The following is a 12,248-nucleotide window of genomic DNA, read 5'->3' on the forward strand; positions in this document are numbered from 1 at the left end:
AGCGGAAAAGCTATCAGGCGTTGGTCGCCGGTTTCTGCGCGCTTTTACCCTGAGTATTTTCCATCATGCGACGGATAGGGACGATCAACAGGGTCAATACCGCGGCACAAATCAGCAGCGCAATTGAGCAGCGTGCGAACAGGTTAGGCAGCATTTCCAGTTGGTCGGCCTTAACATGGCCACCGATCAGGCCGGCAGCCAGGTTACCCAGCGCGCTGGCACAGAACCACAGGCCCATCATCTGGCCGCGCATTCTTTCCGGGGCCAGCAGGGTCATGGTCGCCAACCCGATTGGGCTAAGGCAGAGTTCGCCCAGCGTCAGCATCAGGATACTGCCCACCAGCCACATCGGCGACACACCGGCACCGCCGTTGCTCAGTACGTTCTGCGCGGCCAGCATCATCAGGCCAAAGCCTGCTGCGGCGAACAGAATGCCGATAACGAACTTGGTGATGCTGCTCAGGCGTACCTTGTTACGTGCCAGCGCAGGCCATGCCCAGCTAAATACCGGTGCCAGCAGGATAATAAACAGGGCGTTGATTGACTGGAACCACACCGCCGGGATCTCGAAATCGCCGATCATACGGTTGGTGTAGTCGTTAGCGAACAGGTTGAACGAGGTCGGTTTCTGTTCGAATGCGGACCAGAAGAAGGCGGCTGACACCAGCAGGATAAAGCAGACCAGCAGGCGGGCACGCTCTTTGCGGCTCAGGCCGGCAAACATGAACAGATAAATAAAGTACAGGGTCACCGAGGCGGCAATCACGTAAACCAGCATGCTGGCTACCGCTACCGGGTTAATCACGATGATGCCTTGGGCAATCAGGGTGATAATCACCGCCACGCCGACGGCTAACGCCAGCAGCCAGCGACCGACGCCGTTTTTCTTGGCGACCGGGCTGTTCCAGGTGGAGTCCAGGCCGACTTCGCTGTCATAGCGTTTCATCGCCGGTACCGCAAAGACGCGGAAGATCACCAGCGCCACCAGCATCCCGATCCCGCCGATGCCGAAGCCCCAATGCCAGCCATGGGAACGGATCAACCAACCGGAGATCAGCGGGGCGATGAATGAGCCCATGTTGATGCCCATATAAAACAGCGAGAAGCCACCGTCGCGGCGGTTGTCGCCTTTCTTATACAGCGTGCCGACCATCACCGAGATACAGGTCTTGAACAGACCGGACCCCAGCACGATAAACATCAGGCCGATGAAGAACAGGTTATTGCCCATGACGGCAGACAGGGCGATCGACAGGTGGCCCAGCGCGATCAGAATCGAGCCGTACCACACCGCTTTTTGCTGGCCAAGCCAGTTATCCGCCAACCAGCCGCCCGGCAGGGCAGCCAGGTACATGCTGCCGGCGAAAATGCCGACAATCGCCGAGGCGTTTTCACGTGCCAACCCCATACCGCCGTCGTACACGGTGGCGGCCATGAACAGGATCAGTAATGGGCGAATGCCGTAAAACGAGAACCGCTCCCACATTTCGGTAAAGAACAGGGATCCGAGCGGATAAGGATGGCCGAAGAAGGTCCGGCTTTCTTGTTTATTAACAGAGGATTGCATAACGTCTTCCCAATAAAATGCGCCGCATTGATGCAGCTTATACTGTGGTATGTATGTGTATTTAAGGAAGGTGATCCGCCCAATGCGGATTACCCGACAAAACCGTAGCTGCAGCGCCTGTGAACCGTGGAAAGCGCGTTAGCCTTTTTTCACTTGGCCAATGATTTACAACTGGCGTGATATTATTTAACCATTTGATAACTGGATGATGGTTTTGTCTAGTCCCTGTATCCCATTTTTTAGATGAAAAGTCGACAAACATCTCCTTTCCTGGTTTTTATGTTGGTTAAGGCGGGATTGTTATTGACAGCTGGTTTATTGCGCTAAAAGTTAATTATCTGTTTAAAAACATGGAATTACATTGAGATTATTCTTATGGGAATAGGGTGAAGAGGCGCAGAGGGTATCAATACTAAAAGTAAGGTAAACAGGGGCTCGGCTCTGTTTGAGCGCAGAACTGGTGATAAATACGGCTATTGTTCTTCCTGCAGAGTGTCTTCTCTCATTCGCGCCGGGCGGCGTTGCAAACACCACCAGGAATAAATCGCGTTGAACAGTACTACCATGGCGGTAACGCAGAACACTGCCCTGAAACCATAGCTGGCGGAAACCGCCGCACCCAACAGCGGGCCGCTGACGTTACCTATGTCCCGGAACGATTGGTTATAGCTGAAGATCCGGCCGGCCACCTGATTAGTGCAGTTATAAATCAACAGTGTTTGCACGGCCGGCAGCAGTGCGCCATCGGCGGCGCCAAGCAGGAAGCGCAGCACGCCGAGCTGCCATGGGGTTTGCACAAAGGCCATGGGGATCAGCAACAGCACCGATACGATTAGCATAAACACCAGAATGCGCTCCGGACCTATCCGGTCGCCCAGTTTGCCCAGCCGTGGTGCACTCATCAGTGCGGCTACGCCCGGCACCGAGGCTATCAGGCCGCTGACAAAGGCCAGGTTATGAATATTGCCGGCCAAATCGCGCACGTACAGCGTCAGAATCGGCGCAATGGATCCTGTGGCAACCTGAATAATCATGGTGGTCACAAACAGGCTAAGGATCAGTTTGGGACTTTTCAGCGCTGCGAATACCTGACGGGCATGCAGCATATCTTTCTTCTGTACTGGGGTGAATTGTTCTTTAACGTACAGCAGCGTTAAAACAAAACAGGCCAACAGCACGCCAGCGGTGATGTAGAACACAGGTCGTAAACCATACTGGTCGGCCAGCAGGCCGCCGATCAACGGGCCAATCAGCGCGCCACTGACACCGCCGGTGGACAGGGTGCCCAGCGCCCAGCCGCTGCGATTGCGCGGTACCTGGGTGGCAATCAGCGCGTTGGCGTTGGGAAAAAAACCGCCGAGAAGGCCCAACACCGCGCGCAACGCCAAGAACTGCCAGATATTCTGCGCCATACCCATTAAAAGCATCACAATCGACATACCCAGCGCCGATCGCAGCAGCATCAACTTACGCCCGCGGCGGTCGGCCAGACCGCCCCAGAATGGGGAAGCAATTGCTGAAAACAGGAAGGTGATGCTGAATACCAGACCGGACCACATGTTCAAGGCTTCGTGACCGGTAACACCGAGGGTTTCTACATAGAGTGGCAGGAAGGGCATGATCAGGCTGAACGCGGCACCGGTCAGGAAGCACCCCAGCCAGGTGACGAAAAGGTTGCGTTTCCAGTTGATGGGTTCTGGTGCCGAAGCCATAAATTCCTGCTGCAAAAAGAGGAGCGCTTTGCGCGTGTGCACAGGCCATGGGGCAAAGCAAAAAAGTTAGCCTGGTAAGTATGCGCTTAATTATAGGCTGCATCAATCGATGTGGCAGGGGATATTCTGAAAATGAAATAAAGTTTTAAAAATTGAATATAGACAGTATTCCGCGCTGTGCGCGCGGAAAAAAGCTTACTTAAAGCCCGGCGAGCAGTTCAAAACCGCTGGAGGTTGTCGAGAGGGCTACGTCGGTTATCTCATAGTGAGCCACGGCATTGAAGGGATCTTGCGCCACGATGGTATCCAACTGTGAACGATCTATCCCTTTCACCAGGATCACACCGCCGGTGCGCGGGTTTTTGCGACCGGAGGCGATAAAGGTGCCGTCCTGGAAGTATTTTTTCAACCAGGCAATGTGCCCCTCGAGGTGGCTATCGACTTCTTCTATCGGGCGATGGTAGGTCAGGCTAACGATGTACATAACGGCTCCAGGATGAACGACGAAGGCTTTACCATCCCACCGTTGCTGTCGTTTCTCAAGGTCTGCGGCATAAAAAACTAACCCGCCAAACGGCGGGTCAGAAGTCAGTAGAGTGAAGGCTCGCCTTCTGGGCGGGTCTTGAAGCGACGGTGTAGCCACATGTATTGATCCGGTGCCATCAGGATCTCTTTTTCGACCACTTTATTCATAAACGCAGCGGCCTCGAGCTCATTATCCAGCGGGAAGTTTTCCACCGCCGGCTGCATAATCAGCTCATACCCTTTAGCGTCCGGCAAGCGGCGTGGGGTAAAGGGAATAATGGCCGGTTTGCCCATTCGTACCAGCACGTAGCTGCCGGTGGTGGTGGCGGCTTTTTCAACGGCGAACAACGGGGCGAACACGCTGCTGCGCGGGCCGTAGTCGTGGTCCGGAGCGTACCAGATAATATCACCCTGTTTCAGGGCCCGGATCATGCCTTTCACGTCTTTGCGGTCCAGCATGGATTTGTTGGAGCGCATGCGGCCCCAGGTTTGCAGCCAGTCCATCAGCTTGTTGTCGTGCGGCCGATAAACTCCGATGCCCGGGTTGTGAATGCCAAAGATGCGGGCGCCCAGTTCCAGCGTCAGAAAGTGCAGACCGATCAACAAAACGCCCTGATGGTTGTCGCGCGCTTTTTGGATATGCTCCAGTCCGCTGACTTTGAACCAACGCTCGATACGCCAGTTCGGCCAAAACCACGCCATGCCGGTTTCAAATAGCCCCATGCCGACGGATTCAAAGTTCTGCACGACCAGCGCATCGCGCTCGGCTTGCGGCATGTCCGGGAAGCATAACACCAGGTTACGTTGTGCAATGGCCACACGGCGCTTGAGAAAGCGCATGGAAAAACGGCCCAGCCAGGTGCCCAGACGATAAATAATCGGGTAAGGCAGCAAGACCAATAAGTAGAGCAAACCGATGCCGAACCAGGTAAGCCAGTAACGTGGATGCAGTAAAGAGCGATTAAAAGAGGGAACTTGAGTCATGTGTTCTCAGCTTAGAAGCAGTCATTTAATGATAATAACAGAGTCATAGTATGGCCTACATCCGCAGGAGGTTTGGCCATGTATCAACTTTCTGCCGTTTATAACCGAGTATTGTGGCACTTTTATCGCGCAACGTGAAAAAACACCGCATTAAAACATAATTTTTAGTGATGAATGGACATGATTTGGCGATTAATTGGGCTGATGCGCTCAAAAGGATAAAGTTGGCAGACGTGGGCGGCGTATAATTTTGCCCAAATTTTTAGGGGGATGTATGTTGGCTTCATGGTTAAGTGCGGGTTTATTAGTCTCAGGAGCACTGTTGGGCAGCGTTGGCGCACACCTGCAGTTTAATCCGTTACTGCTGGTGGCAGGTGTCGCATTGCTGGCAGGTATCGTGATTTCCGGTTTTACCGAATGCCGGGGCAGAGGCTGAGCATCTACCCCAGAATCATCAGTCGTTTTTGAACAACCCTTTCAATACGTGCGGTTCAGAACGCCAATACTGCGGTGGCGCGCTGACCTTCTCGCCCAATTTGGCGGCGGCGTGCCATGGCCAACGTGGGTTGTAAAGGATACCGCGCGCCAGCGCCACCATATCCGCCTGCCCGGTGGCGACAATCGCTTCCGCCTGTTCCGGCTCGGTGATTAATCCCACGGCAATGGTCGGCAGCCCGCTTTCCCGCTTGATGGTCTCGGCGAACGGTACCTGGTAATTCGGCCCCACCGGGATTTTCTGCAGTGGCGAAAGGCCACCGCTGGAAACATGGATGTAGTCGCAACCCAGCTCCTTCAGTGCTTTTGCCAAGGCTACCGACTGCTGTTCATCCCAGCCGCCCTCGACCCAGTCGCTAGCGGAAATACGCACGCCAAGCGCTTTTTGTGCCGGGAATACGGCACGCACTTCATTGTAAATCTCCAGCAGCAGACGCATGCGGTTTTGCAATGAACCGCCGTACTGGTCGTTACGTTGGTTAGACAGCGGTGACAGGAACTGGTGTAACAGATAACCGTGTGCGCCATGCAGTTCAATCAGTTCAAAACCCAGACGATCGGCGCGCTTCGCCGCAGTAACGAACTGCGCTTTCAATTGTTCAATTTGTTCCAGGCTCATTGCTGCCGGAGAGGCATCATGCTGGGCGAAGGGGATATCCGAGGCGGACAGCGTCTGCCAGCCGCCGTCTGTCCTGTTCAGTTGGCCCCCACCGGCCCAGGGAACTGCACAGGAGGCTTTGCGCCCGGCGTGGCCGAGTTGAATGCCCAGCGGCAAGGTGGCGTGTTTTCTTACCGCTTGTACCACTTCTGCAAGCGCCTGTTCCGTCGCGTCGTCCCACAGGCCGAGATCGTTGGGGGTGATGCGTCCTTCGGGGGCGACCGATGTGGCCTCGACAATCAACAGGCCTGCGCCGGACAATGCCAGATGACCGAGATGCATCGTGTGCCATTCGGTGGCCTTGCCGTCATCGGCGGAGTATTGGCACATCGGTGCGATAACTATACGGTTGGGCAAACTCAGTTTCCCCAGCGTAATCGGGGTAAATAGCTGACTCATGACGTCCTCCAGGTCCGTGGTAAAAATGGGATAAGCTCCCTTAAGGCTTATCGAGATTTGTGAGCGACGTCAAGCTTCCAGCCTTTGTTATCACCGGTGCGTTAATGCTGTTTTGAGCTACATTTTCGGGTATTATGTGCGCCGCGCGTGGGCCGGCGGCCGGCGCGCATCAAAATCAGTCACCTCCGAAAGACAGGAAAGTACACCATGCCAGTGTTACATAACCGAATTTCTAACGAGGAACTGAAGGCGCGCATGCTGGCGGAAACCGAGCCGCGCACCACAGTTTCTTTTTATAAATACTTCACCATCGACGATCCCAAAGCGTTTCGCGACAGCCTCTACGTTCAGTTCGACAAGCTGAAGGTTTTTGGCCGCATTTATGTGGCGAAAGAGGGCATCAACGCGCAAATCAGCGTACCGCAGAACAAGTTCGAGGCGTTTAAAGCCGCGTTGTTTGCCTCGCATCCGGCGTTGGATCAGGTGCGTCTGAATATCGCACTGGAAGACGACGGCAAATCCTTCTGGGTGCTGCGCCTGAAGGTGCGCGATCGCATCGTCGCCGATGGCATCGATGATGAAAGCTTCAACCCAGCGAATGTCGGTGAGTATTTACAGGCCGATCGCGTAAACCAGATGATTGACGATCCGGATACGCTGTTTGTCGATATGCGTAACCACTACGAATATGAAGTCGGCCACTTCGAGAACGCCATCGAAGTGCCTTCAGATACTTTCCGCGACCAGTTGCCGATGGCGGTCGAGATGTTGCAGGACAATAAAGACAAAAATATTGTCATGTATTGCACCGGCGGTATTCGCTGTGAAAAAGCCAGTGCGTATATGCTGCATAACGGCTTCAAAAACGTCTATCACGTGGAAGGCGGCATTATTGAGTACGCGCGCAAGGCGAAAGAGCAGGGGCTGCCGCTGAAGTTCGTCGGCAAAAACTTTGTGTTCGACGAGCGCATGGGCGAGCGGATTTCTGACGATGTGATCGCCAATTGCCACCAGTGCGGCGCACCTTGCGATACCCATACCAACTGCAAGAATGACGGCTGTCACCTGCTGTTTATTCAGTGCCCGAGCTGTGCCGCCAAGTTTGAAGGTTGCTGCAGCGAGATCTGCCGCGAAGAGCTGAAGCTGCCGCGTGAAGAGCAGCGTGCGCGCCGAGCTGGCCGTGAGAATGGCATCAAGATTTTCAATAAGTCGAAAGGGTTATTGCAGACCACGATGCATATTCCGGCACCGGAAGAAGATAAAGGCTCAGCCAACTGAGCCTGAAATAAGCGCGGCGTTCTTGCCGCGCTTTTGCATTACTTCGCGCGAACGCCTTCCACGGAAATAATCAGCTCTACGTCCTGAGACGCCGGGCCGAGATCGGTAGTGATGCCGAAGTCTTTAAGCTTGATTTTACCGTTGGCTTCGAAGCCGGCACGGTAGCCGCCCCAAGGGTCATTGCCTTGACCGATCAGTTTAGCGTCCAGCGTTACCGGTTTGGTCACGCCGTTCAGCGTCAGGTTACCGACAACCGCATAACCTTCACCGTTCTTTTTCACTTCGGTAGATTCAAACTTGGCCTGCTTGTTTTTCTCCACATTCAGGAATTCTGCGCTGCGCAGGTGCTTGTCACGCTCAGCGTGGTTGGTGTCGACGCTGGCGGTGTTGATGGTGACGCTAACCTTGTCCTTGGACGGATCTTTTTCGTCGAAGGTGAAGCCGCCGTCAAAGTCTTTAAAGGTGCCGTACAACCAGCTGTAGCCCAGGTGCTGGATGCGGAATTCGATAAAGGCGTGCTGGCCCTGTTTGTCAATTTTGTAGTCGGCAGCCAGCGCGGAACCGGCGCTCAGCAGCAGGGCACCTGCGGTCAAGCCCAGTACGGTTTTCTTCAACATAGCAATCTCCATAAGTCCAAAGGTTAATCGGCGCTGCTACCCAGCATCCGTTTCAAAGTAACATCACGATCAACGAAGTGATGTTTAAGCGCAGCCAGAGCGTGCAGTACTGACAGCACCACGACGGCCCAAGCCAGGTAAAGATGAATGGTACCGGCGGTATCGGCCTGCTCCGCCATACCTGTGGCGGTCGCGGGGATATCGAACCAGCCGAATACGCTGATTGGTTGACCGTCGGCGGTCGAAATCAGGTAGCCGCTAATCAGGATACTGAACAGCACAACATACAGCGCCAGATGGGCCAGAATCGCACTGACGCGCGTAAAACGACCGTAGCTGGCCAGCGGTTTGGGCGGCGGCGAAACAAAACGCCAGATCACCCGGACCACCATCACGATGAACAGCAGCGTGCCGATACTTTTATGAATTTCCGGTGCCTGGTGGTACCAGACATCGTAATAGCCCAACGTGACCATCCATAGGCCCAGGGCGAACATACCGTACACCGTCAGCGCAACCAACCAGTGGATCAACACTGAAATATGACCAAAGCGGTTGGCGGTATTTTTCCAAAGCATGGTGTTTCCCTACTTTCAACATTTTCTGGCTGCAATAATTAAACTTTAAGAAACATAAAATCAATAATAAATTTAACTATGTTACTTCTTTAAAATATTAATCAGTGAATTTGGCTGAGATAGCGTCAGGTTAATCAGTGAAATCGTTGAAGGTAATAATTGTGATTGTGTATTGTTGGATTGTTATTGATTGAAAAATAATGGTTTTATTTATTATTGTCAGCTTTTGTCATTTTACGTAAATAGCGTGGATTGTTCTGGCGAATAAATCGCTAGTCAAGTTTGTCGATTATTTCCAGTCAATGTTCTGCAAAAGTGGGACGTTTATTCATACAGCAATACCTCTGCGGCAGGACAACAGAGTTTGCTAACATAAGACACATCGGATGGCCCGCAGGGTCACACCATTAACACAAAGGAAATGTCATGGGTCGAACCCTGTTGACCGATCGCAGCCTGCGCCTGGCTATCTTGCTGGCAATGTTGGTCATTATTCTCGCCGGCGTCAAAGCGGCTGCGGATATCGTGGTGCCATTCTTACTGGCTGTGTTTCTCGCTATGGTACTGAATCCGCTGGTAACGCAGCTAGAACGCTGGCGTATACCGCGCGTGCTCGGTGTGACTTTACTGGTGGTGCTGGTCGTGGTGGCGTTGATGTTGTTCATCGGCATATTGGGCGCATCGCTGAACGAATTTGCCCGTTCGCTCCCCCAGTACCGCGGTATGATGATGGAAAAACTGAGTGAGCTGCAGCATTACGCCGATCGCCTCAACATCACCATATCCCCCGAAGCGATGCTGCAGTATGTTGACCCCAGCTCGGCGATGAATTTGATCACCCGCCTGTTAAGCCGTTTCTCGGAGGCCATGACCAATATTTTCCTGCTGCTGATGACTGTGGTATTTATGCTGTTTGAAGTGCAGCTGTTGCCTTACAAACTGCAGCAGGCGCTGGATAAACCTAGCGAAGGCATCGCCAATATTCGGCGTGCGTTAGACGGGGTCACGCGTTATCTGGTGATCAAAACGGCGATCAGTCTGGCAACCGGCGTCATCGTCTGGGGATTTTTGGCTGCGGTCGATGTGCGCTTTGCCTTTATTTGGGGGCTGCTGGCATTTTTGCTGAATTATATTCCCAACATCGGCTCGGTGATCGCCGCGGTTCCGCCACTGATCCAGGCGCTGCTATTTAACGGCTTTGGTGATGCGCTGGTGGTAGCCGCAGGTTTTATCGCGATCAATCTGGTGATTGGCAATATGCTGGAGCCGCGTGTCATGGGGCGAGGACTTGGGTTATCGACGCTGGTGGTTTTCCTGTCGTTGATCTTCTGGGGCTGGCTGATGGGGCCGGTAGGGATGTTACTGTCGGTGCCGCTGACCATTATTACCCGCATTGCCCTGGAGACCACCGAAGGGGGACATAAATTGGCGGTTATTCTCGGCGATGGTCAGCCAGGCAAACCGGTTACTCCGGAGTAAAGAAGACTTTCCCCTGGGTTTTGCTGTCGGCGGCGTGTTGCAGTGCCAGTTTATAATGCCGCAACGGATAAATAGCCGCCGGGCTTTGCAACACCAATTGGCCGCGTCTCACCAGATTGAACAGCTGTTGGAATGCCGCCTGCCACTGCACCGCAGTTGCCTGTGCGTTCCATTTACGCAGGTGAAACAGGGAAGTGCGAAGCCGGAGTTGGCGAGAAATATACTGCCAGTCCACCTGCCGGTTGCCGAGCAACCCCAGGGCGACAAAATCGCCGTTCACGCTGACCGAAAGTGCCAGATGCAAGCCATCTTCACCGCCGACGCAGTCGATCGCGGCACGCGCCGCATGGCCCGTGAGCTGTTGCAAACGATATTGCTGCAGTAATTGTCCTTCTACAACCCGCCAGGCACCGGCATTCAGCAGCGCCTGGCGATGGGTGGGATTACGCACCACAACCACCAATCTGATACCGCGCAAAGCCGCCAACTGACAAAACAGCAGGCCGATCGCCGAACCGCCGCCGTTAATCATCAGGATGTCCCCCGCGTTTAGCTGCAACCATTGTGTCAGCAATACCCAGCAGGTCAGTGGATTAATGTAGATTTGTGCCGCAGTGGCGTCGTCGATGTCGTCCGGTACCCAAATGGCTTTGGCGCTATCGATAGTGACAAAGCTTTGCCAACTGCCATCGCCCATGACTGTCAGCACGCGCCTGTTGGTAGATTGACCGCGAGGATCAACCGCGACCCCAACCCCTTCGTAGCCAGGAACCTGAGGCAGGAGGGTACGGTGTGCATACTGTCCATAGATGGGAATCAAATCGGATGGATTTATCGGTGCGTAGCGCATCTGCACTAGCTGTTGATTGGGCTGTGGTGCCGGAATGACGGCATCTTCAAGGGCAATCACCTGGTCCGGTGAACCGAATTGGCAAAAGCGCAAACGGGGAAAAGTCTGCGGCATGGGGCTAAGGCATAAAGAAGAAATAGACGTCCAGCGCCAACAGCACCAGCCACAGGCAGATATACAGCACCAGATGTTCGCGGACGTTGTTGACGATCGCCGACAGTATTTTGTTTAGCATTCTCAGCAGCCAAAAGATAAGGACGGGCTGATTATAGTATTTTTGCAGCCAGCGTTAATACTGCCGAGAAGGCAAAGTCGGGTATCGGGGGGAATCTTCGTGTGAAAACAGCCTGCTTTGCGGCAGGCTTCGGTTATACCGCCATCAACGAAGGTGACATAGCGTTGACGGGAACGCTCGGCGGATAAAAATAACGCAGCACGTTATACAGCGAATAAAATTCGAGCCGATTACGGGCGTTGATTTTCTCTGTGATGTGGCGTTTGTGCACATAAACGGTGTGCGAGCTGATTTGCAGCTTTTTTGCGATGCGGTAATTGGGCATTTCCGCCATCCAGTGTTTCATCACCGTCAGCTCCTGCGGGCTGAACAGAGAGTGTTCCACGCTGCAATCCATCAGTGAGACCGGTTTTTCACGCATCATACGCAGGGTGACGGGTAATGTGGCTTTGTTGAACAGAAAAGCGTGGTCAGCGATGCGCATCGGTGTTTCGCTGTATGGGTACGGCGTGTCCAGATAAATAAACAACAGCGCGGATGGGGTGGCCTCGATAAAAGCCTGCAATTGAGCATCATCCTCACTGTAACGACAGTGTTTGGTAAGGTTGACCAGGATATGGCTTGGGCGGTAGTGATCCAGCAGCGGAGTTGCTTGTTCCAGGCTGTGGCAACATTTTACCTGGCTGAAAACATTGTCCGTAAAATAGTTATCGATACCGACCCGGGTGAAGCAGCATTCGTCCACGACAAGCAGTTTCATGGTGACGTCCTTGTTGAGCGAGAAATTACCAGGGGCATATCAGCTGTAAAATAGAACTTACACCACGGGGGATCAATTCGGAAATCCGGATACTTGCGCCAGAAATTTCCG

Annotated in this window: 13 protein-coding genes; 3 read left to right on the forward strand and 10 right to left on the reverse strand. The window is 53.6% G+C overall.

The annotated features are described in order from the left end of the window. Positions 1 to 13: 13 nt before the first annotated feature. The 4 genes from NR114_RS03190 to NR114_RS03205 form a co-directional block, all read right to left on the reverse strand. Entirely contained in the window at positions 14 to 1,567 is a 1,554-nt protein-coding gene (locus NR114_RS03190) for a peptide MFS transporter (RefSeq protein WP_198639798.1), read from the reverse strand. Positions 1,568 to 2,040: 473 nt separating this feature from the next. Beyond that, positions 2,041 to 3,279 carry a multidrug efflux MFS transporter MdtG gene (gene mdtG / locus NR114_RS03195; RefSeq protein WP_256824819.1) on the reverse strand — a complete coding sequence of 413 codons (1,239 nt, stop codon included), beginning with the start codon at positions 3,277 to 3,279 and terminating at the stop codon, positions 2,041 to 2,043. A gap of 199 nt (positions 3,280 to 3,478) precedes the next feature. Then, the gene (locus tag NR114_RS03200) at positions 3,479 to 3,763 is read right to left on the reverse strand and encodes a YciI family protein (RefSeq protein ID WP_020826315.1); all 285 of its coding nucleotides are present in this window, start codon (positions 3,761 to 3,763) and stop codon (positions 3,479 to 3,481) included. 104 nt (positions 3,764 to 3,867) lie between these two features. Next, a complete protein-coding gene (locus tag NR114_RS03205; RefSeq protein WP_020826316.1) occupies positions 3,868 to 4,788 on the reverse strand; it encodes a Kdo(2)-lipid IV(A) acyltransferase in 921 nt (306 codons plus the stop codon). Between the two features lie 274 nt (positions 4,789 to 5,062). On the opposite strand from NR114_RS03205, the gene NR114_RS03210 reads away from it, so the two are divergent. Next, entirely contained in the window at positions 5,063 to 5,224 is a 162-nt protein-coding gene (locus tag NR114_RS03210) for a hypothetical protein (protein WP_041414433.1), read from the forward strand. Between the two features lie 18 nt (positions 5,225 to 5,242). Here NR114_RS03210 and NR114_RS03215 read toward each other — a convergent pair whose 3' ends face one another. Next, positions 5,243 to 6,340 carry an NADH:flavin oxidoreductase/NADH oxidase gene (locus NR114_RS03215; RefSeq protein WP_129982522.1) on the reverse strand — a complete coding sequence of 366 codons (1,098 nt, stop codon included), beginning with the start codon at positions 6,338 to 6,340 and terminating at the stop codon, positions 5,243 to 5,245. A gap of 207 nt (positions 6,341 to 6,547) precedes the next feature. On the opposite strand from NR114_RS03215, the gene NR114_RS03220 reads away from it, so the two are divergent. Continuing rightward, a complete protein-coding gene (locus NR114_RS03220; RefSeq protein WP_046373920.1) occupies positions 6,548 to 7,618 on the forward strand; it encodes a rhodanese-related sulfurtransferase in 1,071 nt (356 codons plus the stop codon). 38 nt (positions 7,619 to 7,656) lie between these two features. Here the strand turns inward: NR114_RS03220 and NR114_RS03225 are convergent, their stop codons facing one another. Both NR114_RS03225 and NR114_RS03230 read right to left on the reverse strand, forming a co-directional pair. Then, positions 7,657 to 8,235: a YceI family protein gene (locus NR114_RS03225; protein WP_020826320.1), complete on the reverse strand. Its 579-nt coding sequence runs from the start codon at positions 8,233 to 8,235 to the stop codon at positions 7,657 to 7,659. Positions 8,236 to 8,258: 23 nt separating this feature from the next. After that, positions 8,259 to 8,813, reverse strand: a complete 555-nt coding sequence (locus NR114_RS03230) for a cytochrome b (RefSeq protein WP_046373919.1) — start codon at positions 8,811 to 8,813, stop codon at positions 8,259 to 8,261. A 426-nt stretch (positions 8,814 to 9,239) separates the two neighbouring features. Here NR114_RS03230 and NR114_RS03235 point away from each other — a divergent pair, with 426 nt between their 5' ends. Next, positions 9,240 to 10,292: an AI-2E family transporter gene (locus NR114_RS03235; protein WP_234530299.1), complete on the forward strand. Its 1,053-nt coding sequence runs from the start codon at positions 9,240 to 9,242 to the stop codon at positions 10,290 to 10,292. Here the strand turns inward: NR114_RS03235 and NR114_RS03240 are convergent. From NR114_RS03240 to NR114_RS03250, 3 genes are all read right to left on the reverse strand, one after another. Continuing rightward, positions 10,279 to 11,256 carry a zinc-dependent alcohol dehydrogenase family protein gene (locus NR114_RS03240; protein ID WP_116690756.1) on the reverse strand — a complete coding sequence of 326 codons (978 nt, stop codon included), beginning with the start codon at positions 11,254 to 11,256 and terminating at the stop codon, positions 10,279 to 10,281. The genes NR114_RS03235 and NR114_RS03240 overlap by 14 nt on opposite strands. A 4-nt stretch (positions 11,257 to 11,260) precedes the next feature. Beyond that, the gene (locus NR114_RS03245) at positions 11,261 to 11,377 is read right to left on the reverse strand and encodes a DUF2770 family protein (RefSeq protein WP_012006315.1); all 117 of its coding nucleotides are present in this window, start codon (positions 11,375 to 11,377) and stop codon (positions 11,261 to 11,263) included. A 133-nt stretch (positions 11,378 to 11,510) separates the two neighbouring features. Next, positions 11,511 to 12,137: a LuxR C-terminal-related transcriptional regulator gene (locus NR114_RS03250; protein WP_116690755.1), complete on the reverse strand. Its 627-nt coding sequence runs from the start codon at positions 12,135 to 12,137 to the stop codon at positions 11,511 to 11,513. Positions 12,138 to 12,248: the final 111 nt, after the last annotated feature.

This window comes from Serratia sp. Ser99 (assembly GCF_024519545.1).
GTDB lineage: Bacteria > Pseudomonadota > Gammaproteobacteria > Enterobacterales > Enterobacteriaceae > Serratia > Serratia liquefaciens.

Coding starts and splice junctions, on each gene's coding strand:
- NR114_RS03205 (WP_020826316.1), bottom strand. CDS start 4,788: ATGACTCAAGTTCCCTCTTTTAATCGCTCTTTACTGCATCCACGTTAC.
- NR114_RS03220 (WP_046373920.1), top strand. CDS start 6,548: ATGCCAGTGTTACATAACCGAATTTCTAACGAGGAACTGAAGGCGCGC.
- NR114_RS03190 (WP_198639798.1), bottom strand. CDS start 1,567: ATGCAATCCTCTGTTAATAAACAAGAAAGCCGGACCTTCTTCGGCCAT.
- NR114_RS03240 (WP_116690756.1), bottom strand. CDS start 11,256: ATGCCGCAGACTTTTCCCCGTTTGCGCTTTTGCCAATTCGGTTCACCG.
- NR114_RS03230 (WP_046373919.1), bottom strand. CDS start 8,813: ATGCTTTGGAAAAATACCGCCAACCGCTTTGGTCATATTTCAGTGTTG.
- NR114_RS03225 (WP_020826320.1), bottom strand. CDS start 8,235: ATGTTGAAGAAAACCGTACTGGGCTTGACCGCAGGTGCCCTGCTGCTG.
- NR114_RS03235 (WP_234530299.1), top strand. CDS start 9,240: ATGGGTCGAACCCTGTTGACCGATCGCAGCCTGCGCCTGGCTATCTTG.
- NR114_RS03250 (WP_116690755.1), bottom strand. CDS start 12,137: ATGAAACTGCTTGTCGTGGACGAATGCTGCTTCACCCGGGTCGGTATC.
- NR114_RS03215 (WP_129982522.1), bottom strand. CDS start 6,340: ATGAGTCAGCTATTTACCCCGATTACGCTGGGGAAACTGAGTTTGCCC.
- NR114_RS03210 (WP_041414433.1), top strand. CDS start 5,063: ATGTTGGCTTCATGGTTAAGTGCGGGTTTATTAGTCTCAGGAGCACTG.
- mdtG (WP_256824819.1), bottom strand. CDS start 3,279: ATGGCTTCGGCACCAGAACCCATCAACTGGAAACGCAACCTTTTCGTC.
- NR114_RS03245 (WP_012006315.1), bottom strand. CDS start 11,377: ATGCTAAACAAAATACTGTCGGCGATCGTCAACAACGTCCGCGAACAT.
- NR114_RS03200 (WP_020826315.1), bottom strand. CDS start 3,763: ATGTACATCGTTAGCCTGACCTACCATCGCCCGATAGAAGAAGTCGAT.